Source organism: Hydrogenophaga sp. (assembly GCF_036675665.1).
Taxonomy (GTDB): Bacteria; Pseudomonadota; Gammaproteobacteria; order Burkholderiales; family Burkholderiaceae_C; genus Hydrogenophaga.
Map to the genome: position 1 here is coordinate 1 of NZ_JAKFEO010000036.1, position 22,061 is coordinate 22,061.

Sequence of the window (22,061 nt, forward strand, 5' to 3'; positions counted from 1 at the left end):
GTGCCAGATCGCGGGCCTATCGCCGAACTGGTCTCCGATGCCGCGCATGCCGCTTGTTCACGCACTCAGCAGCTCAGCCCATCGCTTGGCCTTTGCGTCAATCTGAATAAATCAGGTCCGACTAATTAGAGGCATTCGACAAAACGAAAGCATTCGGGGAAAGTATCAAGCAATCTACAATCAAGCAGTTGTTCTACTTGTCTCACACTTCGCTTCTGCTCTTGGTGATTTGTTCCGACAAGCAGTGACAGAGCAACTTGCCTCAGATAACCCAGGAAAACTGCTAGAAGAAGAGTTCAAGCTCAGCGTAATCGACCTTAAAGAAAGAGACTGGAGCCTGGTCGGTGCCGTGCCAGATCTATTAATAGCTAAGCACGATTACACCTTTCAGGACATGGGCGCTACCGTTCGAGCATTTTCGACCTACACATCACTTGAACCGGCGCGAGATCAGAGGATGAACAACATAATCGCAGCACAAGCCTGCAGACACGCCATCGTCCATGCAGGCGGGCGTGTTTCGGATAGGACGGTGCGTCAGCTCGCAAAAGTGCTACCTAGATCCCTCAAGGTAAATCTTGCTGTTGGTGAGTCGATTACTTTTTCCTTGGATGAGGTTGAGACCGTGAAGAATGAGATGACCGTGTTCATTGAGCATTTGGCGTCACCACTGAAAAAGTCCAGTTAACTTTGAATCCAACTCAAACGGTCCGACTCCCACACCTCTGATCCTGAGCCACCCGCCGATGCACCTTACCCGTCTTCGGCTCACTCGCCGGACTCAGTTGCGCGTGCCTCGTTGGCTTCAGGCCCACAAACTCCAGTGTCTCCCGCAGCAGTTGCCAGATAAGCGCGTTCTTGTAGGCTAGCCGCATGAACCAGCCGGGTCTGGTGCGAAGGGCGGTCGGCGGGTGCCGCGTCCCACGCGTTGCTGGAGGCAGCGGATGTGACGGCGCTTCTGCCTTCGGCCAGCCGGACCCGGGATTGGTCCTCGGCCAAGACATCACTGCTTTCATCCAGGCCATCGTGCGCCACCACCATCCCGAGCGCAACACCATGGCCCCCAACGCTGAGCGGTTTGCTCGGCGCAGCGGCCGAGGGCCCGCAGGTTCAGGCAGGGACAGCCTTGTTCAGGCGTTCGATCAACGCCATCGCCGCCGCAGGCGCCCGTTCCTTGGCGCCGCTGATGAAGTACATGAATACGTCACGCGGCCCGGCCTTCTTTCCGGGGCCTTCCAGCCGTGGCACATCGGCGGGCTCACCGCCGGCCGCCCACGTCTTCGCTGCCTCGGCCCACCGGTCCAGCGCCTTGGGCGCATAACCCGTCTTCACCTTCGGGTCGGTGCGCATCAGACGCGCGTAGACGAAGTCCGCCGTCAGGTCGGCAAACGACGGGTAGTCGTCCGAATCGGTGAACACCGTCGCGCACCGGTACTTGCGCGCCAAGGCCAGGTACGCCGGGTCCATGAAGCTGTTGTGCCGCACATCCAGCGCGTGGCGCAGGGGCAAGCCATCCACCTTGCCCGGCAGCAGCTTCAGAAACGCCTCGAAGTCCACCGGATCGAACAGCTTGGTTGGCGCGAACTGCCACACGAGTGGCCCGAGCTTGGGGCCCAGCTCGCTCAGGCCGCTGCCGACGAAACGTTCGATGGACTCGCCCGCGTCGGCCAGCACCTTGCGGTTGGTGGCGAAGCGGTTGGCCTTGAGGGAGAACATGAAACCGTCGGGTGTCTCGTCCCGCCACTTCGCGAAGGTCGGTGGTTTGAAGGTGCTGTAGTAGGTGCCATTGACCTCGATCGCCGTGAGGTGAGCGCTGGCGAAAGCGAGCTCTTTGCTGTGCGCGAGGCCCTTGGGGTAGAAATTGTCGCGCCAGGGTTCGTACGTCCAACCGCCAATGCCCGCTCTGACGGTGCCCGACGCTGCTTGTCTTGTGGCCATGTTCGTCTTCCCGCAAAAGTGATCCGCTGCCACTCTAACGGGATTCTTCTCACGCGAGGCGGTCAGAGAAGAAGGCCGCCTCGATGGGCCGGGCGCTACCATCCACCAGCACAATTTTTTGCCACAAGGAAAAACAATGTTCAGTCATGTGATGGTGGGGTCCAACGACCTTGAGCGCTCGAAGATCTTCTACACCGCGGTGCTCGGCACGCTCGGCGTGGGCGAACCGGTGCAGAACACGGCAGGCTCGGGCCACAAGCGGCTCTTCTTTCGCCACGAAGGCACATCGTTCTGCGTGAGCGAACCCATCAACGGCGAAACGGCGTGCCCTGCCAACGGCGGCACCATCGGCTTCAAGTGTTCGTCACCCGAGCAGTTGCAGGCGTTTCACGACACGGCGGTGGCGCAGGGTGGCGTGTCGATTGAAGACGCACCCGGCCCGCGTGGCGGCCCATCGGGCAGCATGCACCTGGCCTATGTGCGCGACCCGGACGGCAACAAACTCTGCGCGCTGTACCGGGTGCCATAAGGGCCACGGTCAATGGGCAAGACGCCGAGATCGAAAGGCTGATCGCGGTTGGAGAAGAAACGGGCAGCGTGGTACCGTTTGATGCCAAATCGACCTGGTGACCGACGCAAATGCCCCTTGACTCGCTGAAGGACCGTATTGAATCGCTGGTGTGGACACCCGCCCGCGACACCGGCTTGCTGCGGCTGGCGCGCACCGTCCTGATCCTGGGTCGCGACCTGGCCTTCGGGCAGCTCACGCTGCGCGCGATGGGCCTGGTCTACACCACGCTGCTGTCCATCGTGCCGCTGCTGGCGCTGAGCTTTTCCGTGCTCAAGGCGTTTGGTGTCACGAACCAGATCCAGCCCATGTTGCTGAACCTGCTCGCACCGCTGGGCGAGAAGGGTGGAGAGATTGCGCTGCGCATCACCGGCTTCATCGACAACATGAACGTCGGCGTGCTCGGCGCGGTCGGGCTTGCGCTGCTCCTGTACACGTCGATCTCGCTGATCCAGAAGATCGAGGAGTCGCTGAACTACATCTGGCACGCGCCGCGCACGCGCCCCCTGGGCGAACGGTTCACGCGGTACCTGACGGTGCTGATGGTCGGCCCCATCCTGGTGTTTTCCGCGCTGGGCGCCACCGCGACGGTGATGAACATCGAGCTGGTGCGCGGCCTGATGTCGGTGGAAGTGTTGAGCCAGCTGGTGCAGGCGCTCAGTCGGCTGGTGCCCTACCTGCTGATCACCGCAGCCTTCACCTTCATCTACCTGTTCATGCCCAACACGCGCGTGCGCCTGTGGCCGGCCATTGTGGGTGGCGCCGTGGGTGGTCTCGCGTGGCAGACGGCGGGCTGGGCGTTCGCGCTGTTCATTTCCACGTCGAACAACTACGCCGCCATCTATGCCAGCTTCGCCATCGTGATCCTGTTCATGATCTGGCTCTACCTGAGCTGGCTGGTGCTGCTGTTCGGTGCCAGCGTTGCGTTCTACGTGCAGCACCCGGAGTACCTGTACCTGCGCGGCGGCGAGCCGCGCCTGAGCAACCGCATGCGTGAACGGCTGGCCCTGGCGATCATGGAGTTGGTGGCCAGGCGCTTCGTTCATGGCGAGGCGGCGCCATCACAGGAAACATTCACCCAGCACCTGAAGGTGCCCGGGCATGTGTTGATGGTGGTGCTCGACGAGCTTGAGCGCAAGGCCCTGGTGGTCGCCACCGTCGAAGAGCCGTGCAGGTACCTGCCGGCGCGCAGCCCGGCCCGCATCCTGCTGGCTGACGTGCTGGAGGCGGTGCGCGCTGCCGGTGAAGACGGCTTTCTGTCACCCGCGGGGGTGCCGACGACGGTCGCGGTGGACAGGCTGGTCACGCAGCTGCAGCAGGCGGCAGCCACCTCGCTGGCGGGCATGAGCCTGCACGACCTGGTCCAGCAAGGCAATGCCACGCCAGCGGATCCCGGGCCGGCGGAAGAGGTTTTGAGGGCGGGGACGGGGCAGCGGATGGGACAGACTGCAAAAGGTTGATTTTCATGATCGCTCCGATAGACTGCTGGCCGTGTCTGTGGGCATCGGTGGCTGTGACCGGACAAACGAACCGAAAGGAGAATCGATGTTCACTCAACGCTTGACCAACGCAGTGGCGCTCGCCGTCATCACGCTGTCGATGGCATTGCCGGCGTCGGCCGCGCTGCTGTTCTCGAACGGTCCCACCGCTGGCAACTCGAACCGCTGCGCCGAAGACAGCGGCATATGCATCGGCACCTGGACCATCTTTGAAGATTTCACGCTCGGCACCAACTCGACCATCACGTCGATCGGTTGGACGGCTTACCTCTATGGTGGCCTTGCCGACTTCAATGGCGCGCGTGCCTGGATTTACAGCGCCGACCCGGTGTTCGGGGGCGGCGCGCTGCTGGAAACGGTGGCCACGCAAGACGCCAGCCCCACGCCCAACGGCCTGGGAGACAACGTCTTCGATCTGAGGCTGAACACCAGCATCGATCTGGCGGCAGGTACCTACTGGATTGGCTTTCAGCACGATACGGAGATCAACTACGCCATCATGGCCAGCTCGACAACGGGCTTCGGTTCTTCGGCGACCCAGTGGCAGAACGATGGTGTCGGCGCGCGCCTCGACACCACATTGGACATGGCATTCCGCATCGATGGAAGTGAACGCGCCCAGGAAGTGCCTGAACCCTCTTCCCTCGCCTTGGCAGGTCTCGCCCTCTTGGCACTGGTGTGGAGCCGCAAGCGGCGGCCCGTCCCGCTGGCCCCACCCAGACAAGTGAGCCGGATCGGCTTCGCAGAGTGATGCTTGCGACCTTGAGTCGCAGCTCCGGAGAGGCCCTGCCCCTGCTGGCCGCTTCCATTTTTTTTTCAGGCCCCTGCATCCAGGCGCCCATCTCCTCCGTTCTAAAGGCAGGCACGCAATGGTGCGGGCCCGAAACCCAACATCTTTTAGGACGAATGCATCATGAAAAAAACCACTCTCCTGGCCGCCTGCGCCCTGTCCCTGTTCGCCGCCGCTGCCGTGCAGGCGCAGCCCGTCGTGCGTGACGGCGTGCTGGCCGACGCGGCCGGTCGCACGGTCTACATCTTCGACAAGGACGAGCCGGGCAAGAGCAATTGCAGCGGTGCTTGCCTGGTGGCGTGGCCGGCCTTCACCGCCAAGCCCGAGGCGGCGGCCAAGGGCGAATTCGGCCTGATCAGCGGCACGCGCCAATGGACGATGAACGGCAAGCCGCTCTACTACTTTGCCGGCGATGCCAAGCCCGGTGAGCGCAACGGTGACGGCCAGGGCGGCGTGTGGCATGTGATCTCCTCCAAGCCGGGCGCCAAGACCGCCGCCGCCGCCACATCGACGTACTGAGCCGCCGGCGTTTCCCAGGCCGGGCATGCCTCAGCGGTATGCTCGGCCACGTTGCATTCGGGGGTTCCTCTTGATCGATGACCGTGATGAAGTCGCCGGCCTGCTGGCGCGTGTGGCGTTGCGCGACGCCCAGGCGTTCGAGGCCCTCTACCGCCTGGGCGCCAGCCGTCTGATGGCGGTGGCCATGCGCGTGACGCAAGACCACGCGATGGCCGAGGATGTGCTGCAGGAGGTCTTCACCTCGATCTGGAACCGCGCTGCCAACGCTGCGCCGGGGCAGCACCGCACATTGGCCTGGCTCTGCGTGGTCACCCGGCACCGCGCCATCGACCTGCTGCGCAAACGCAAACCCGAAGAGCCGCTGCACTGGCGCGGCGAGCACGGCGAAGAGCGCATGCACGATGCGCAGGCCGAAGATGCGTCCCCCATGAACCAGTTGCTGGCCCATGAAGACGATGCGCAACTGACGCATTGCATGGGCACGCTGGAGCCCGAACCCCGGCGGGCCCTGTTGCTGGCCTTTCAAGACGGCCTGACCCACACCGAGATCGCCCAGCGCATGGCGCGCCCCCTCGGCACCGTCAAGGCCTGGACGCGGCGCAGCTTGATGCGGCTCAAGGGCTGCATGGAGGCCCTGGCATGAACTGGTACCACCATCCTTCGGCCATCGATCAGCTGGCCGCGGCCTATGTGGCCGGCACCTTGCGCGGCGGCGCGCGGCGCCGGTTTGAATCGGCCATGCATAGCCGCCTCGAACTGGTGGCCGCCGTGAACGACTGGACACAACGCCTGGCGCCCCTGCATCGGGCCTTGCCCGAGCAGGCACCCAGCGCCGCGTTGTGGACCCGGATCGCGAAAGCGACGACCCGCACCACCGCGGCCGAGGCCGCGCCCTCCTGGTGGCGTCGCCTGCTGGCCCCGGCGCCCGCGGGGGCGCTGGCAGCGGGCTTGTTCCTGGGCGCCCTGGTGCCGGTCGTGTGGCAAGCCCACACCGAGCAGCAACGCGGCATGGAATTGCCCGACAGCTATGTGGGTGTGCTCGCCACGGCCCAGGGACAACCAGGCCTGATCGTCTCCAGCCTGCGCAATGGCAAGCGGGTCGACATCAAGCAGGTGACGCCTGTCGAAGTGCCCGCAGGACAGACCCTCTACCTCTGGCGCATCGACAAGGCGGGGGCGGTCGCCGCCGTGGGGCCGCTGCCCAATGGCAAGTTCACCCACCTCGACCTGACCGAGACCGCCGAGCAGGTGTTCTTCCCGGCGGTGGAGCTGGCGGTGTCCCTGGAGCCTTCGGGCACCCGCCCCGAGGCACCCACGTTGCCCTATGTCTACCGCGGGCTGTGCGGCAAGCTCTGGCGTTGAGCGGGGCTGGCGAGCCCCAGGCACCGGCTCAGCCTAGATCAAGGGCAACAGCGCCATCGCCGTCTCACGCAGCGAGGGAAGCAATTTTTCTTCCACTGTCTTGATCGACCAGGCCTGGACCTGCAGTGTCATGCCCAGCGCTCCCTTGCAGTTGCCGTGCCGATCGACAAGCGCAACCGCAACACCCATCAGGCCCGGGTCCAGCAACTGCATGGTGATCCAGTGGTCCATCCGCCTCGCCTGGCGCACCCATTCGACAAAGGTTTTGCCATCGCAAGTGACGTGCGTGGTGAACACCGCGAATTCATGCTCATCGATCCATTTCGACAGGGCCTCATCGCTCAACCGCGCCAACAGCACGACGCCTGGTGTGACCACATGCGCCGGGACTCGCGCGCCCGAGTGAAAGCCGATCGACACCACCCGGGGACTGTTGCTGCGGGCGATGTAGACGACCTCATGGCCATCGAGCACGCTGACATTGACAGTCTCGCCGGTCGCCATCGACAGCCGCTGAATAAAGGGTTGAACAAGCCGCGGCAGGCGAGCGGCACCGAGATAGCTCTGACCCAACCGAAGCACGCGCGGCGCCAGCCAGAAGTGTTTTCCATCGGTCTGTGCATAACCGAAATGGCACAAGCTCAAGAGGTAACGGCGCGCCGCCGTGCGGGGAATACCGGTGCGTTGAGACACCTCACTGACGGTCATCCTCGGGTGCTCATCGTCGAAAGACTCGATCACCGACAAACCTCGGCCCAGACCGGCAATCAGGTCGGCCGGATCAATCGGAAACTCGGCGTGCAGTGGGGAGGCGGACATAGGGAAAGCGATAGGTATGCCCGGAGATCGGACAAGCGCGTCCGATTATCGGTCGCACCGGGGGAAACGTCTCTTCACGCGGTTGGCGGCTGTTCGTACAGTCGCCGCCATGCCCCAGATCAAGCCCCCAGCCTCTGCGACCCCCACGGTTCGGGGAACCACCGAACTGATCCTCACCGTCGCCAACCCCATCGCCCAGGTCATGGCACCACAGGCATTGAACCTGATCTTTTCGCGCTTTGACGTGGATGCGGTGTGCGTGCCCATCTGGATCAACGAGCAGCAGTTCGATTCGTTCGTGACCAGCGCGCTGGTGGCAGGCAATGTGCGGGGAATGCTGGTCTCCATTCCGCACAAGACGCGGTTGACGAAGCTGCTCGACCGGGTCGATGCAGCGGCGAGACTGGCGGGCGCGGCGAACGCCGTGCGCCGCAGTGGCGACGCCGCCCTTGAAGGTGCCCTTTTTGATGGCAGCGGCTTCGTCGGCGCGCTGCGCCACCATGGCGTTGACCTCGCTGGACGGAGGGCGCTCCTGCTGGGCGCGGGCGGCGCCGGCCTGGCCATTGCCAGTGCACTCGCCTCCTTCAGCGACGGCCCCGTCCAACTTGCGGTATTCGATACAGCCGTTGAGCGCGCGAGCCATCTGGTGGAGGTATTGAAAACCGTCCCTTCGGTGCGCACCAGCGCGCATGTCGCCACCAGCAACGATCCGTCGGGCTTCGATCTGGTGATCAACACAACGCCTCTCGGGCTCAACGCGAACGATCCGATGCCCTTTGATCCCCTGCGCCTGGAGCGCAGCGCCACCGTGATCGACATCCTCATGAAAAGTCAACCCACGCCCATCGAGCGCGCCTGCCTGGACAGGGGAATCCGTGCCTTTTCGGGTCACGAGATGATGGTCCAGCAGATCCCCGACTACCTCGATTTCTTCGGGTACGACACGGTTGCCAAGGAACTTCGCCAAGCTGATCATCCAGCGATGCGCTCGGTGCGCAGCGCAATGTCGGGTCGCGGCCACGCGGCCTGATTCAACCGCAGCCGCTACCCCACCGTCTCCAAACCATGCCGTCCACAAGCTGCAACCCACCGTCCCGGCCCGCCGCGCTGGTCACCGGCGCCCGCCGAGGCATCGGCAGGGCGATTGCACTGACCCTGGCACGCTCCGGCTTCGACCTCGTTCTGTCCGACCTTGAGGACAGTGACGAACTGCACCGGGTGGTGGATGAAGCAAACGCCCTGGGGGTACGTGCTGCTGCGGTGCCGGTCGACCTTGGCGACGTTTCCGCCCACATGGGCTTCCTGGACTGCGCCGAAGCTGCCATCGGGCGTATCCACTGTCTTGTCAACAACGCTGGCGTCTCCGTGTTGTCGCGCGGCGACCTGCTGGATGTGACCCCCGAGGCATTTGATCGCTGCCTCCATATCAACACCCGTGGCACCTTCTTTCTCACCCAGGCTTTTGCCCGCGGCCTTTTGAAGGACACCGAGAGAACACACCACCGAAGCATCATCACGATCACGTCTTCGAATGCCCAAGCGGTTTCGATCCAGCGCGCTGAATACTGCGTCTCCAAAGCGGCTCTTGCGATGGTGTCTTCATTGTTCGCCGTGCGTCTTGGTGAAGAAGACATCGGTGTCTATGAAGTGATACCAGGACTGATCGAAACCGACATGAGCCTGGCGTCAAAGGCACACTACGACGCCGAGATTGAACGCGGCTGGCTTGTCAATCCGCGCTGGGGCAGGCCAGAAGAAGTGGGCAGAACCGTCAGCACCTTGGCTCTGGGTTTGCTGCCCTACACCGTGGGTCAGGCCATCAAGGTCGACGGCGGCATGCTGATCCATCGCTATTGAACCGACAACGACCGAACAGGCAACACCCATCCCGAACAGCAGGTTTTCCTCCGGTCGCATGTCGACCTTTTTTTCCACTTCCCAACCATCAGGAGACAACAATGAAACCGATCCGAAACATCATCGCTGCCATGGCGTGCGTGGCTGCCACGGCAGGCGCATCGGCGCAAGGCTTTCCGGAGCGCGAGCTGTCCGGGATCATCCAGTGGGGCGCGGGCGGAGCCACGGACGTCGTCAGCCGTGCACTGACGCCGGGCGCCGAAGAAGCCTTGGGCAAAAAGATCGTGCTGCAGAACAAGCCCGGCGGCGTGGGGGCGATCGCCACCAACTTCATCAACCAGCAGGCCAGCGACGGCTACACCTTGCTGTTTGGTGCCGAGAACCCGCAGCTGCACCCGATCCTGGGCATCAGCGATCTCGACTATTCCAGGTTCTATCCCGTGAACATCATTGGCCGAGGCAACGTTCTGGTGGTGACGACCCCCAACAAGCCGTGGACGTCTTTCAAGGATCTGCTGGCCGACGTGCAGGCCAACCCAGGGAAGATCAAACAAGCGTCCACCGGCACTGGTGGCCTGCCCTTCACTGTTGGCGCGATGATCTCCACCGTCACCAAGTTTCCCGTGACCTCTGTTCCTTTTGATGGCGACGGACCCGGCGTGACAGCCTTGCTCGGCGGTCACGTTGATCTGATGTTTGTTGGCGCGGGTGCTGCGGCCGAACACATCAAGGCAGGTCGCTTGAAAGCACTGGCCGCCATTGACGAGAAGCCCTTTGGCGATGTTCCCCCGATCACCAAAGATCTTCCCGCCCTGGAAAAATACCTGCCCTGGGGTCCGTTCTACGGCGTCTTCGTCAAGAAGGACACGCCCGATGCAGTCAAGGCCCGTCTGACAGCCGCCTTCAAGAAGGCCGTCGACGATCCGAAGTTCAAAGAGCTGATGGTTGCCCGAGGCAATGTGGTGATGAACCTGTCGGGCGGCGAAGCCGAAGCCTTCCTGAAGAAGTGGCAGTCGGTGACTGCGTGGACCTACCAGGACGTGGGCGTGGCGAAGAAGAACCCCGCCGACCTGGGCATCGCGAAGCCCTGAGCGCCCCCACGAGGCCTGGCGGGCATCGAATCGCCGGGCCCTGCACGACCACGGACACCTGAAACATCTCCAAGGAATTCTTCATCATGCACACCCAACGAAGCCGGCTGCCCGGCGAAATGGCATTCACCGTGCTGCTGTTGATGTTCAGTGCATTCATGCTCTGGACCGCCTACGGCATCTCGGGCTTCGAGTCACTGACTTCGGCAGGCTCGTTCCCGATGGTGGCAACCGGTGTCATGGTCATCACCGGGCTGGCCAATGTCGTGCACACCCTGCGCGAGAAGCCAAGCCCGCCCCTGGAAGGTGAAACGCTGCCACAGCAGTTCATGCGCCAGTTGACACCCGGTGTGTTGATCGGCTTCACAGCCGCAACGTTCGCCTACATGCTCGCACTGGAATGGGCGGGCTTCCTGGTGTCGTCGTATGTCTTTCTGGTGGTTTCGATGTGGTTGCTCGGCAGCCGGCGCATCGTGCTCAATCTGGTGGTGTCCGCACTCAGCCTGGCTGCCATCCACGTGATCTTTCAAACGGCATTTTCGGTCGTTCTACCCAGCGGAAAACTGCTGCAAGGGATGCTGTCATGAGCGAAGTGCTTGGCTTCTTCCTGATCCCCTGGCTGGATCCCCAACTGCTGATGCTGACGGCGGTCGGCACATTTGCAGGCATCTACATCGGCGCGATTCCCGGACTTTCGGTGACGATGGCGGTGTCGATCCTGATCTCGTTCACCTTCAAGTGGGACGTCAACTCGGCCCTGGCGCTGATCGCCGGCATCTATTTTGGCGGTGTCTATGGCGGTTCGCGCAGTGCCATTCTTCTGAACATCCCCGGGGCACCTTCGGCCATCGCCACGGCGCTGGACGGCTATCCCATGGCCAAGCGCGGAGAGGCGGGCCAGGCCATCGGACTGACCACCATCATCTCGGTCTTCGGTGGATTCATCGGCATCATGGCGCTCGCGCTGGCCGCACCTGCGGTATCGGAACTCGCCCTGAAGTTCGCTCCACGCGACTACCTGATGCTGGCGCTGTGGGGGATCCTGCTGGTCGGCAGCCTGTCCGGTGACTCGCTGGCCAAAGGCATATTTGCGGGCGCGCTCGGCGTCCTGATCGGCTCGGTCGGGCTGGACCCCATGACCGCCGAATCGCGTTTCACGTTCGGCAGCCTCCAGCTCACCGCGGGCATCTCGTATGTCGCCGCCATGATCGGGTTCTTCGGCGTCGCCGAGGTCCTGGCGCAATTGCACGAATTGAAGCTCCAGACAGTCAAGCAGAACGTGTCGAAGATCATCCCGTCCTGGAGCGTGGTTCGCAAACACCTCCCATTGGCAACGCGGACATCGGCCATCGGCGTTGTGGTGGGCGCACTGCCTGGCGCGGGCGGCGACATTGCCGCACTGATGGCCTACGACCACGCCAAGCGCAGCGTCAAGAACCCCGAGGTCCCCTTCGGCGAGGGAGCGGTTGAGGGATTGGTGGCACCCGAGTCCGCCAACAACGCCGCGATCGGAGGCGCCTACATTCCCATGATGACGCTGGGAATCCCCGGTGATGCAGTGACCGCCGTGATCATCGGCGCGATGTACATACACGGCTTGAAGCCAGGACCACTCCTGATGGTGGAGACACCCCACCTGTTCTGGTTCACGGTGGGTTGCCTCACGTTGGCCAACATCTTCCTGCTCATCTTTGGTCTGACCGGCATCAAGATGTTTGCCAAGATTGTCGAAACGCCAAAACCTGTCTTGCTGCCGCTGATTCTGGTGTTGTCTGCAGTGGGCGCATACGCGATCAGCAACAACCCCACCGATGTTTACTGGATGCTCGGCTTCGGGGTGGTTGGCTACTTCCTGAAGATGTACGGCTACCAGGTAGGTCCTGTCATCTTGGGAATCATCCTCGGTCCGATGATGGATCGAAGCTATCGACAGGCCATGATTTCAGCAGAAGGCAATGTTGGCCAGTTCGTCGGCGAGTTCTTCACCTCCCCGCTGTCTGCCATCATCCTCGCCGCGCTCACCTTCACCATCGTCAGCCAGACCGCCTGGTGGAAGCGGCTGCGCAACCGACCGGCATGAACGGCAGCAAGGCCGTGGGCGAGCCACCGTTCCTGCTGGCGATCAGCGTGTTTGAAGCGCTGCGGGATGCGGTGGCGCAGCCGGGTGGCGAGCCTGAAGAAATGAATGCGACGGGGACGGCGGAGGAGGGACGAGAAGCCCTTCTTCGAATTCAACATCCTGGACTTCCGCGAGCGAGATGTCGAAGAACTCAAGAAGTTTGCAAAATCTGCCTTCGATCTGGAAACGATCCTGACGACGGCGAACGAACTTAAGTACACCCGAGCCATACAGACCAAGCTCGTGGCTTGGATTGAAAGTCCACCAGAGGAAGTCGTCCGTCTTCTTGCCGGCGACATGATCGGGAACCGGAAATTCACAGCCGCGATTCGCGAGCAATTCACGCCGATTACTCGCCGTGCATTTGAGCAACTGATCGGTGAGCGCATCAATGCACGACTGAAGGGCGCGATGTCTCCAGAAGCCGTGTCCGTTGTGAGTCTGCAAGCCCCGGCAGGCTCGATCTCTTCCCCAAGCGCGGAAGAAGCAAAGTCCTTAAGCCCGAGCGAAGCTCAGGCTCAGCTTGAGACTTCACTCGAGGAACTGGAAGCGTTTCACTTGGTCAGGGCGATCCTTCGCGATGTTGTCCCACCCAAGCGCATATTCATCCGCGACGCGCAGTCTTACTGCGCTGTGCTACTCGATGACAACAACCGAAAGCCCATCTGCCGCTTGCGCTTCAACAACACGCAGAAGCTTCGCTTAGGACTGTTCAACGCCGGCAAGGAGGAAGAGGTGATGAACATTGAATCGGTAGATGACGTGTTCCAGTACGCCGAGCAACTGAAGGCCACCGTGCAGCTTCACTTTGCACAGTCATAGACTGATTCTTCATCCAGTTGCCATGGATATCCTGAGGGCGGTGACTGGACAATCCTACGGTTACCCGAGTACATGAATTCGTCCTCGGCCCCAAAAGCGTTTCGTCGTATACGCACACCGCCGGTTGACTCGTTCCGAGCTGGAGGACGTCAGGGCATATGCGCGCCTGACAACGGAGCTGATACTTTCGGAAGCTAGGAAGCATGAGGCCCATGTTGCCAGCGCGGTCTCAGAGTTGTCTCAGGATGAGCGTGAGGCCTACTTCGAGAACAACTCGGATACGTATGAACTTCTAGTCAGGAGGTTCCCGAACCAGCAACAGCAAAGCCTACTGGCGCTCGCATACACCGTAGTTGAAACCCGGCTAGTTGGAGTCGCAAAGACATTGCTCAGGACAGGAGGGACCGGCTTGACCCTAAAGGACCTGGCCGGCGACTCCCCCTTCCAAAAATCACGAAAAGTCATAACCAAAGTCTCAGGCCTCGTGGTCCAACAGTCGCTCTGGGATGAAGTTGACGCCTATCGGCTGATCCGGAACGCAATTGTCCACAGTGCGGGCGATCTGGGCCAAGAACCACGCCCACTCGTGAAGCAGCTTCTTCTCGCGCGGTCAACTGAAATTCAGAACTCTGAGATAGGCGGGCTAACGGTCCAACCTACCTTTGTTTTTTCGTTCTTGGAAGCATCAGAGAAACTGTTTGAGGCCGTCTTTGAACGCTGGATAGCGGCCGAGGATGCGAATACGGCCTAACCTACTCGCCTGCTAACTCCAACGACTGGGACATCAGCGACGGAAGGCGTACCGGCCGCCCACCCCAAGCGCCCCCGCTCAAACCGCCCGACTCCCCAACTCCCGCACCTGCGCCACCCACCGCAGCACCTCCCCCGCCTTCGGCTCACTCGCCGGCCCCAGGTGCGTGAGCCGTGTCGGCTTGAGGCCGACGAACTCCAGGATCTGCCGGCGCAGTTGCCAGATCAGCGCGTTCTTGTAGGCCAGCCGCAGGAACCAGCCGGGTGTGTCCGACGTGATCACCACCCGTGCGGTGCGGCCGGTGAGCATGGGCCGGGGCAGCCCGATGAGGCTCTTGTTGCGTGTGTCGTAGGCGCGCCCGGGCAGCAGCGCCCGGTCAAACAGGCCTTTGAGCTTGGCGGGCAGGCCGCCCCACCACATGGGCGTGGACATCATGAAATGCTCGCTCCACGACAGGTCTTGCAGCAACTGTTCCAGCGCGGGTTCCAGCGGCTTGGGCCTCTCGACATCGACCCAGCCAAAGTCGGTGTCGAAGTGCAGGTCGTGCAGATGGGTGAGGCGAACCTCGTGCCCGGCCTGGCGCGCGGCGTCGGCGTAGGCTTCCACCAGGGTTCGTGACAGCGAGGTCTCGGCCGGGTGGCCATTGAGGATGAAGATGCGTTTCATGACGTGGCTCCTGTAAAATTGACCGGAGTCAGTTTTATAGCCATTTATTTGACCGTGGTCAATTTATTTTGACTTTGGTCACTTTTCCACGTGAGCCCATCCCCATGCGAAAAGCCGTCCAGCAACGAACCCTTGACACCCGCGCCCGCCTGACCGCCGTGGCGCACGAACTCGTGACCGACAAAGGCTTCGAGGCCTTGCGCATTGAAGAGGTGGTGCTGGGCGCGGGTGTGGCCAAAGGCACCTTCTTTGCGCACTTCCAGGACAAGGACGAACTGATGGACCTGCTCATTGGCGAGCGCATCAACGCGCTGCTCGACCAGATGGCCGCGCGACCCGCCCCACGCGATGTGGAGCAGTTGACCAAGCGCCTGATGCCGGTGGTGGACCTGATGGCGTCCGAGCGCTATGTGTTCGACGTGATCCTGCGCCGTTCGGGCGCGGCCGCGATGGAAGAGATCGGCCCCATCGCCCTCACCTTCGGGCGGCTCGAAGAGATCCTGGGCCAGTGGCTGGATCACGGCGCGTTCCGCAAGGACGTGCCGAAGGACATCCTGGTCGAGGGTGTGGAAGCCTTTCTGGTGCAGACCCTGGCGCTGAACTTCTGCGCCCTGCACCGCGACAAACCCATGAAGGACCGGCTGCTGCCCTACCTGCGCGCCTGGCTGGCGCCGGTGGGCGGCTGAGGCCGCGACACAGGCTGCTACGTGTCGATTTCCTGCGACCCCTTTCGTCGTTGCGATACCTGGCCGTTTCGGCCGGATCCACCAAGGAGATGGCCATGCGCGTGATGGTGCTTGTGAAGGCGACTGAAGACAGCGAGAAGGGCTTGCTGTCCACCCCCTGGGCGACCGAGATGTTCGAGGCGATGGACCGATTCAATGATGAGCTGCGCGATGCCGGCATCTTGCTGGCCGCTGATGGCCTCAAGCCCTCGTCGCAAGGCAAGCGCGTCGCGTTTGATGGTGCCGACCGCAGGGTGATTGACGGGCCTTTTGCAGAAACCAAGGAACTGGTCGCCGGCTTCTGGCTGTGGGAAGTGAAGGACATGGAGGAGGCGGTCGCCTGGGTTCGGCGCTGTCCCAATCCCATGCCGGGACCGAGCGAGATCGAGATCCGGCCGCTGTACGAGGCGGCCGATCTGAGCTGATATCCTGCGTCCGAGGGCAAGGGCCTATGGTTGGCGCGCGTACCTGCCCGGCGGCTGTCCCACGTGGCGACTGAATGCAGTGCTGAATGTGCTGGCCGAGCTGTAGCCCACCCGCTCTGCCACCTCCGCGATGGCCACGCCGCTGCGGCTCAACATGTCTTTGGCCAGGGCCATGCGCCAGGCCAGCAGGTATTCCATGGGGGGCAAGCCCACGGCGCGTGAGAACCGCTCGAAGAATGTTGATCGGGACAAGGCAGCCTCCCTGGCGAGCGCGTCCACCGTCCATGTGTGCGCAGGGGCACCGTGCATCAGGCGCAAGCCCACGGCAACCCGGGTGTCGGCAAGACCGCGCAGCAGACCCGGCGGGGCACTGTCTCCAGTGGTCGCTCGCAGTGCCTCGATCAGCAACACCTCCACCAGCCGACCGAGCACCAGCTCACGACCCGGTCGCGCTTCAAGGGATTCCTCCCTGACCAGCTTCACCAGAATCGGCAGGCGCTCGATGCCACGCACATGCAGGAGCACGGGAAGGAGCGACACCAGCAACGCGGCATCCGGGGAATCGAACTCGAAATAGCCGCCGAGCATGCGCACATCAGGAGGCCCCTTGCGCCGCCCGTGCCGCAGCTCTCCTGTGGTTCCCTGCGTTTTTTTGGGATCGAGAAAGACCGGCACAGCGGGCTCACGACTTGAAAGCACGAATCCTGGCGTGGCAGGCATCAGCACGAAATCCCCCGCCTCCAGGGTGACAGGCTCCTCCTTCTTCACCGACAGAACGCATTGCCCCTCCAGCATCGTGCAGAAGCTGGGCTGGCCGAACGCCGAATAGCGCACGGCCCAGGCACCAGCGCCACTGATCACCTTGGAGAACACCGCGCGCGGTCGCAGCAGGGCGATGACTTCTGCCAGCGGATCGACCATCTCCGGACTCCTGCAAACAAACTGTGGACTTATGATTGTAGATAGTCCGGACGACGCCCGGTATCGTTGCGTTCTTCCCAACCACTTCCCCAAAGGAGTTCCGCAATGAAAACCGTCCTGATCACGGGCTGCTCGTCCGGCTATGGCCTGGAAACCGCCCGGCATTTCCACACCCGCGGCTGGAAGGTGTACGCCACCATGCGCACCCCGCGTACCGACCTTCTGCCCTTGTCTTCACGCCTGCATGTGCTGCCACTGGACGTGACCTGCCCCGAGAGCATCGCTCGCACACTGGAAAACGTGGGCCCCGTCGACGTGCTGGTGAACAACGCCGGTCTGGGCCTCTTCGGTGCTTTCGAAGCCACGCCCATGTCGACGGTGCGCGAGATCTTCGAAACCAACACCTTCGGCACCATGGCCATGACCCAGGCGGCGCTGCCGCAGTTTCGGGCCCGCCGCAGTGGCCGGGTGGTGAACGTGACTTCCAGCGCCACGCTGGCCCCCATGCCGATGGTGGCGGCCTACACCGCCAGCAAGACAGCCATAGAGGGCTTCACCGAATCTCTGGCGCTGGAGCTGGAGGCCTTCAACGTGCAGGTGAAGCTGGTCGAGCCGGGCTACGCGCCCACCACGCGGTTCACGGCCAATGGCAGCGAGCGCATGCAGGGCCTGATCCCGCCGGCGTATGCGGCCTACGCCCAATCCATTTTTGCCAGCCTCGGACAGCCATCGGCTGTCACGAGCGAACAGGACGTGGCCGAAGCCGTGTGGCTGGCCGCCAACGACACCACACCCCGGCTGCGGTTCCCGGCCGGCGCGGATGCGGTGACATTGGCTGCGCAGAAACCGTTCCTTTCAGAAACAGCGCGGGAACACGCCATTGCGTTGTGACGTCCGGGGCGGTCGCCTGGGTTCGGCGCTGCCCCAACCCCATGCCGGGACCGAGCGAGATCGAGATCCGGCCGCTGTTTGAAGCGGCCGACCTGGCCTGAGGTCTACCGGGCTTCGATGCCCAGCAGTCCCGCGTCGGGATACCGTGCGCCGGCCACGGCCATCGGATCGAACAGCCGGTCCAGTTGCTCGATCTCGCTGGGCGTGAGCACGATGTCGACCGCGCTCACGTTGCTTTCCAGGTAGGCGATGCGGCGTGTGCCCGGAATCGGCACCACGTGCGGGTGCTTGTTTAGCATCCAGGCGAGCGCGACCTGCGAGTTGCTCAGCCCCCGTTCGGCGGCGAAGCTGGTCAGCGCGGCCACCAGGCGCTGGTTCGCCGCCTGCGCCTCGCCCACGAAGCGCGGGTTGTTCTTGCGGAAATCGTTGTCGGCCAACTGGCCCACGTCCACCGTGCCGGTGAGGAAGGCGCGGCCCAGCGGGCTGTAGGCCACAAAAGCCACGCCCAACTCGGCACAGGCCGCCAGCATGCCCGCCTCGGGCTCGCGGCTCCACAAGGAATACTCGCTTTGCACGGCAGCGATGGGAAACACCGCCTGGGCACGGCGCAGCGTCTCGACCGACACCTCCGACAGGCCGATGGCCTTGACCTTGCCCGCCTGCACCAGCTCACCCATGGCGCCCACCACCTCTTCGATGGGAACCGCCGGGTCGCGGCGATGGCAGTAGTACAGGTCGATGTGGTCCACCCCCAGACGCCGCAGCGAGGCATCGCAGGCCTCTCGTATGTAGGCCGGGGAATTGTCGATGTGCCGTTCGTACTGACCAGCCACACGCACGATGCCGAACTTGGTGGCCAGAATCACTTGCTGGCGCCGCGCCGCACCGCCCTGAGCCATGAAACGGCCCAAGAGCGTTTCGTTGTGACCGTGGCCGTAAGTGTCGGCCGAGTCGACATGCGTGACACCCAGTTCCAGCGCACGCTCAAGCGTGCGCAGCGCGTCGGCATCGTCGGTCTGGCCATAGAACTCGCTCATGCCCATGCAGCCCAGACCCAGGGCGGATGTGACGAGGCCCGAGGCGCCCAGTTTGCGGTGTTTCATGGATGTCATGTGAGTCAGTGGAAAGATGGTCTGTCGAGCATGCCTGGACAGCGCGTTGCAGCTGTTGCCGCCCTCACATCATGAGGCAAGCATGTGACACCCCACCCCACGGGTTCGACTCTAGTTTTTCTCGTTCATGAGAATGGTGCTCAGCCGCTTGTCTGCCTCATAGCAGGTGCAAGCCTTGCGCTCGAGCCCGGCCCGGTCAAGCACCTTGAGTTGGCCACGGGTGTATTGAATGATGCCGTCGTTCTTGAGGTCACCCGCAGCCTTGGTTACGCTCACGCGCCGCACGCCAAGCACCAGTGAGATGAACTCCTGAGTGACATAGAAGTGGTTGGCATCGGCACGGTCCTGGCTCATGAGCAGCCAGCGCGCCAGCCGCTGTTCAATCGGGTGGAAGCGCTCGCAGGCCGATGACAGGGCTTGCTGGTGCAAGCGGACCATCAAGGTGCGCTTCATCACGTCCTGCAACGCGGGGATGTCCTCCATGGCCTTCTGAAGCGCCCGAGCTTCAATGCGCCAGCAACTGCCCGCCCCCTGCACCAAAGCGCGCCAGGGTGTCTTGACCAGCCCCAGCACCAGCTCTGAGCCCAGCATGGCCTCGTGTCCGACCATGCCCACCTCCAGCGGTGGGTGGCTGTCGATGTCGATCACGAGCGAGATGAATCCAGAGCGGGGAAAGTAGGCGTGGCTCAATTCCTTGCCGCGCACGCCGAGTTCGGCCGAGAGCACAAGTTCAAACGGCTCGCACAGCGCGAGAAAGCGTTTGCGCACCGCCTTGGGCAGGCGTTCGATGAGGTCGTTTTCGGTGGTTTTCATGTGGACATTCACGCGCGTCAATCAGTCAGATCAGGTCGCTTCGAGAGCTGGGAGCAGGCGTTCGTATTCCTTCTTCACCACCCGATAGCATTCACACGTGCGTTCTTCCAACCGGGGCCGATCCAGCACCCAGATGTGGCCGCGCGCGTAGCGAATGACGCCGGCGGCCTGCAGGTGAAGCGCCGCTTCCGTGACACCCTCGCGGCGCACGCCCAGCATGTTGGAGATCAGCTCCTGCGTCATCACCACTTCGTTGCCGTGCAAGCGGTCCAGGCTGAGCAACAGCCAGCGCCCGAACTGCTTCTCCAGCGAGTGGTGGCGATTGCACACCGCGGTCTGGCTCATCTGCGTGATGAGGGCCTGCGTGAAGCGCAGCATCAGGTGCATGACCGGGGTGGAACGCTCGATCTCGCCCTTGAAGGCATCGGCACGCAGTCGATAGCCCATGCCTCCGCTTTGCACCACGGCGTGGCTCGGTGTGGAGCCGCCGCCCATCAGGATGGAGATGCCGACCATGCCTTCAAATCCGACGACCGCGATCTCAGCCGACGATCCGTCGTCCAGCACGTGGAGCATCGAGATGATCGCGCTGGTGGGGAAGTACACGAAGGTCTGCTGCGCACCAGGCTCGTACAGCGTCTTGCCCAGCGGCAGTTCCACCAGCTCAAGCTGGGGTTTCCAGTGTTGCCACTCGGCGTCGGGCAAACAGGCCAGCAGCTTGTTCTGGCGTGGGTTGAATGGTTCTTCCAAGGAGCCCCCCTCCTGCGTGGTGTTTGTCGTGAAACTCGGCTCTTTGCTCACTCTACGCGCCCACCTCTTGAGCGGAAACTACCTTTTATCCGTTCGAAAAAGTCAAGACCTCAGTGCGCCAGGCTCGTGCAAGCACGCCGCAGTCGTTGCTCGGCCTCCTTTGCGACAGCTTGCACCTCGGGCTTGTCAACCATCTCCATCATCACCAGCGGATCGATGAACGCCACCGAGACGCGGCCTTCGGCTTCCTGGCGCACAACCACGTTGCATGGCAGCAGCAGTCCAATGTCGGGCTCGGCTTGCAAGGCTTTGTGCGCCAGAGGTGGATTGCAGGCGCCCAGGATGCGGTAGGGCGGCATGTCGACGCCGAGCTTCTTCTTCATCGTTTCCTGAACGTCGATGTCGCTGAGGACACCGAAGCCTTCCTGCTTGAGCGCTGCCATGACACGCTCAAGGGCGTCATCGAACGAAAGCTCGATCGTCGTGTTGAATCCGTACAACTTGCTTCTCCTCGCTGGTCAATCGCATCACTGGACCGCGATGCGTTTGCTGGAGGTGTTGGCCTTGGATGGTCTGGCCCGGCGCGTCATGCTTGAATCCCTTTTCCAAGCCCGGTCACGAAGAGCGCAAGCGGTTTTCATGTTCAACCTTTCTGCCGCATGGCCAGCACGGTTCGAAAACAAGATGGCCCACCACCCTTGCGAATGGCGGGCCATGGTGAAGGTCCCCGGCGATGCCCACTGGGTTTAGCCGGTCTGAGGTTGCCTTCATCCACCAGAGTGTGGCAACACACGCTGGAAACGCCCCCCTCAGGGGGAATCCTCACTTGGCCTCTGAACTCCGGTTCTATCCGGAGAAACATCGGCCACTGCAGTTTGCGGTGGGCCGGTGGTGCTGGCATTGAGCAGGCTCAATGAAGCCGCAGTTCATACCGAAATTGAGGAATGACCCATTGTCGTGAGCAACCCGACAACCCACCGATCTGGACGCACATCCACGTCTTGGAGCCGCCGGCGCGTTGACCTTGTGCAGAACCGCATCGGCAGCCTACCTGCAGAGCGTTTGAGACAAGTCAATGCGCCGCACATTCTCCAGCGCGAACATGGACGCAGATCTCGAACTGGAGGACGTCCCCATGAAGAAGCTGCAAACATCCCTTTGGCTGTCCTTGGGTTTCACCGTGTTGGCCAGCAATGCGCTGGCGCAGGCACGCCCCGCTGCCGTCGACCCTGGAAAGCGCGAGTTCGACGCCAACTGCGCCAGTTGCCATGGCACCAACGGCAAGGGCAACGGCCCGCTCGTGCCCTTTCTGACCAGGATCCCGCCCGACCTCACGATGCTGGCAAAGAACAACGGCGGCGTGTTGCCCATGAACCGGCTGTACGACGTGATCGACGGCGCGGAAGTGCCGGCCCACGGCTCGCGCGACATGCCGGTGTGGGGGCGCGACTACCGCATCAAGGACGCTGAGTACTTCATGGAGGCGCCCTACAACGCCGAGGCGCATGTGCGCGCGCGCATCCTGGGCCTGCTGGAATACATCAACCGAATCCAGGTCAAGTGAAGGCAGTGCGCTGGCGGCTCCCTGCTCTCGTGCTGTTGGGCAGTTCGCTGGTAGCTGCC

General features: G+C 62.6%; 25 protein-coding genes and 2 pseudogenes. 19 read left to right on the forward strand and 8 right to left on the reverse strand.

The features are described from left to right. Positions 1-244 precede the first annotated feature (244 nt). Positions 245-688, forward strand: a complete 444-nt coding sequence (locus V6M63_RS13675) for a hypothetical protein (RefSeq protein ID WP_332742649.1) — start codon at positions 245-247, stop codon at positions 686-688. Positions 689-1,110: 422 nt separating this feature from the next. On the opposite strand, the gene V6M63_RS13680 is transcribed toward V6M63_RS13675, so the two are convergent. After that, complete coding sequence (locus tag V6M63_RS13680; RefSeq protein ID WP_332742651.1) at positions 1,111-1,938, reverse strand: DUF72 domain-containing protein; 828 nt, start codon at positions 1,936-1,938, stop codon at positions 1,111-1,113. A gap of 136 nt (positions 1,939-2,074) precedes the next feature. Between V6M63_RS13680 and V6M63_RS13685 the strand changes: the two genes are divergently transcribed. From V6M63_RS13685 to V6M63_RS13710, 6 genes are all read left to right on the forward strand, one after another. Then, a complete protein-coding gene (locus tag V6M63_RS13685; RefSeq protein WP_332742653.1) occupies positions 2,075-2,467 on the forward strand; it encodes a VOC family protein in 393 nt (130 codons plus the stop codon). A gap of 110 nt (positions 2,468-2,577) precedes the next feature. After that, on the forward strand, positions 2,578-3,966 hold the full coding sequence (locus tag V6M63_RS13690) for a YihY/virulence factor BrkB family protein (protein WP_332742655.1): 1,389 nt from the start codon (positions 2,578-2,580) through the stop codon (positions 3,964-3,966). Positions 3,967-4,051: 85 nt separating this feature from the next. Next, a complete protein-coding gene (locus V6M63_RS13695; protein WP_332742657.1) occupies positions 4,052-4,756 on the forward strand; it encodes a PEP-CTERM sorting domain-containing protein in 705 nt (234 codons plus the stop codon). A 162-nt stretch (positions 4,757-4,918) separates the two neighbouring features. Further along, on the forward strand, positions 4,919-5,314 hold the full coding sequence (locus tag V6M63_RS13700) for a COG4315 family predicted lipoprotein (protein ID WP_332742659.1): 396 nt from the start codon (positions 4,919-4,921) through the stop codon (positions 5,312-5,314). 70 nt (positions 5,315-5,384) lie between these two features. Beyond that, complete coding sequence (locus V6M63_RS13705; RefSeq protein ID WP_332742661.1) at positions 5,385-5,957, forward strand: sigma-70 family RNA polymerase sigma factor; 573 nt, start codon at positions 5,385-5,387, stop codon at positions 5,955-5,957. Beyond that, a complete protein-coding gene (locus V6M63_RS13710; RefSeq protein WP_332742663.1) occupies positions 5,954-6,676 on the forward strand; it encodes an anti-sigma factor in 723 nt (240 codons plus the stop codon). Before V6M63_RS13705 ends, V6M63_RS13710 begins: the two co-directional genes overlap by 4 nt. 33 nt (positions 6,677-6,709) lie before the next feature. Here V6M63_RS13710 and V6M63_RS13715 read toward each other — a convergent pair whose 3' ends face one another. Beyond that, positions 6,710-7,495 (reverse strand): IclR family transcriptional regulator domain-containing protein, encoded by a 786-nt coding sequence (locus tag V6M63_RS13715; protein ID WP_332742665.1) that lies wholly within the window; start codon positions 7,493-7,495, stop codon positions 6,710-6,712. Positions 7,496-7,604: 109 nt separating this feature from the next. Between V6M63_RS13715 and V6M63_RS13720 the strand changes: the two genes are divergently transcribed. From V6M63_RS13720 to V6M63_RS13750, 7 genes are all read left to right on the forward strand, one after another. Continuing rightward, positions 7,605-8,525, forward strand: coding sequence for a shikimate dehydrogenase family protein (locus V6M63_RS13720; protein WP_332742667.1), 921 nt, complete (start codon positions 7,605-7,607; stop codon positions 8,523-8,525). Between the two features lie 35 nt (positions 8,526-8,560). Beyond that, positions 8,561-9,352: a 3-ketoacyl-ACP reductase gene (locus tag V6M63_RS13725; protein WP_332742669.1), complete on the forward strand. Its 792-nt coding sequence runs from the start codon at positions 8,561-8,563 to the stop codon at positions 9,350-9,352. Continuing rightward, positions 9,349-10,443, forward strand: a complete 1,095-nt coding sequence (locus tag V6M63_RS13730) for a tripartite tricarboxylate transporter substrate binding protein (protein WP_332742671.1) — start codon at positions 9,349-9,351, stop codon at positions 10,441-10,443. Before V6M63_RS13725 ends, V6M63_RS13730 begins: the two co-directional genes overlap by 4 nt. 86 nt (positions 10,444-10,529) lie before the next feature. Then, positions 10,530-11,030, forward strand: coding sequence for a tripartite tricarboxylate transporter TctB family protein (locus tag V6M63_RS13735; protein WP_332742673.1), 501 nt, complete (start codon positions 10,530-10,532; stop codon positions 11,028-11,030). After that, complete coding sequence (locus V6M63_RS13740; RefSeq protein WP_442909590.1) at positions 11,027-12,523, forward strand: tripartite tricarboxylate transporter permease; 1,497 nt, start codon at positions 11,027-11,029, stop codon at positions 12,521-12,523. The genes V6M63_RS13735 and V6M63_RS13740 overlap by 4 nt, the downstream gene beginning before the upstream one ends. Before the next feature lie 105 nt (positions 12,524-12,628). Continuing rightward, positions 12,629-13,384: a hypothetical protein gene (locus V6M63_RS13745; RefSeq protein ID WP_332742987.1), complete on the forward strand. Its 756-nt coding sequence runs from the start codon at positions 12,629-12,631 to the stop codon at positions 13,382-13,384. 124 nt (positions 13,385-13,508) lie between these two features. After that, complete coding sequence (locus V6M63_RS13750) at positions 13,509-14,135, forward strand: hypothetical protein (protein WP_332742675.1); 627 nt, start codon at positions 13,509-13,511, stop codon at positions 14,133-14,135. 78 nt (positions 14,136-14,213) lie between these two features. Here V6M63_RS13750 and V6M63_RS13755 read toward each other — a convergent pair whose 3' ends face one another. Continuing rightward, a complete protein-coding gene (locus V6M63_RS13755) occupies positions 14,214-14,801 on the reverse strand; it encodes an NAD(P)H-dependent oxidoreductase (RefSeq protein WP_332742676.1) in 588 nt (195 codons plus the stop codon). A 104-nt stretch (positions 14,802-14,905) separates the two neighbouring features. Between V6M63_RS13755 and V6M63_RS13760 the strand changes: the two genes are divergently transcribed. Beyond that, entirely contained in the window at positions 14,906-15,487 is a 582-nt protein-coding gene (locus tag V6M63_RS13760; protein ID WP_332742678.1) for a TetR/AcrR family transcriptional regulator, read from the forward strand. Positions 15,488-15,582: 95 nt separating this feature from the next. Then, positions 15,583-15,942, forward strand: a pseudogene (locus V6M63_RS13765) (YciI family protein); the annotation flags it as partial. Positions 15,943-15,975: 33 nt separating this feature from the next. Here V6M63_RS13765 and V6M63_RS13770 read toward each other — a convergent pair. Continuing rightward, a complete protein-coding gene (locus tag V6M63_RS13770; RefSeq protein WP_332742680.1) occupies positions 15,976-16,872 on the reverse strand; it encodes an AraC family transcriptional regulator in 897 nt (298 codons plus the stop codon). 105 nt (positions 16,873-16,977) lie between these two features. Between V6M63_RS13770 and V6M63_RS13775 the strand changes: the two genes are divergently transcribed. Then, entirely contained in the window at positions 16,978-17,763 is a 786-nt protein-coding gene (locus V6M63_RS13775) for an SDR family oxidoreductase (RefSeq protein ID WP_332742682.1), read from the forward strand. Positions 17,764-17,771: 8 nt separating this feature from the next. Continuing rightward, positions 17,772-17,855 (forward strand): annotated as a pseudogene (locus V6M63_RS13780) (YciI family protein); the annotation flags it as partial. Positions 17,856-17,867: 12 nt separating this feature from the next. On the opposite strand, the gene V6M63_RS13785 reads toward V6M63_RS13780, so the two are convergent. The 4 genes from V6M63_RS13785 to V6M63_RS13800 form a co-directional block, all read right to left on the reverse strand. Further along, positions 17,868-18,866 carry an aldo/keto reductase gene (locus V6M63_RS13785; protein ID WP_332742684.1) on the reverse strand — a complete coding sequence of 333 codons (999 nt, stop codon included), beginning with the start codon at positions 18,864-18,866 and terminating at the stop codon, positions 17,868-17,870. 120 nt (positions 18,867-18,986) lie between these two features. Continuing rightward, positions 18,987-19,688, reverse strand: coding sequence for a Crp/Fnr family transcriptional regulator (locus V6M63_RS13790; protein WP_332742686.1), 702 nt, complete (start codon positions 19,686-19,688; stop codon positions 18,987-18,989). A gap of 30 nt (positions 19,689-19,718) precedes the next feature. Continuing rightward, on the reverse strand, positions 19,719-20,438 hold the full coding sequence (locus V6M63_RS13795) for a Crp/Fnr family transcriptional regulator (RefSeq protein ID WP_332742688.1): 720 nt from the start codon (positions 20,436-20,438) through the stop codon (positions 19,719-19,721). Between the two features lie 110 nt (positions 20,439-20,548). Next, positions 20,549-20,938 (reverse strand): DUF302 domain-containing protein, encoded by a 390-nt coding sequence (locus tag V6M63_RS13800; protein WP_332742690.1) that lies wholly within the window; start codon positions 20,936-20,938, stop codon positions 20,549-20,551. Between the two features lie 602 nt (positions 20,939-21,540). Here V6M63_RS13800 and V6M63_RS13805 point away from each other — a divergent pair. Then, on the forward strand, positions 21,541-22,002 hold the full coding sequence (locus V6M63_RS13805) for a c-type cytochrome (protein ID WP_332742691.1): 462 nt from the start codon (positions 21,541-21,543) through the stop codon (positions 22,000-22,002). Positions 22,003-22,061: the final 59 nt, after the last annotated feature.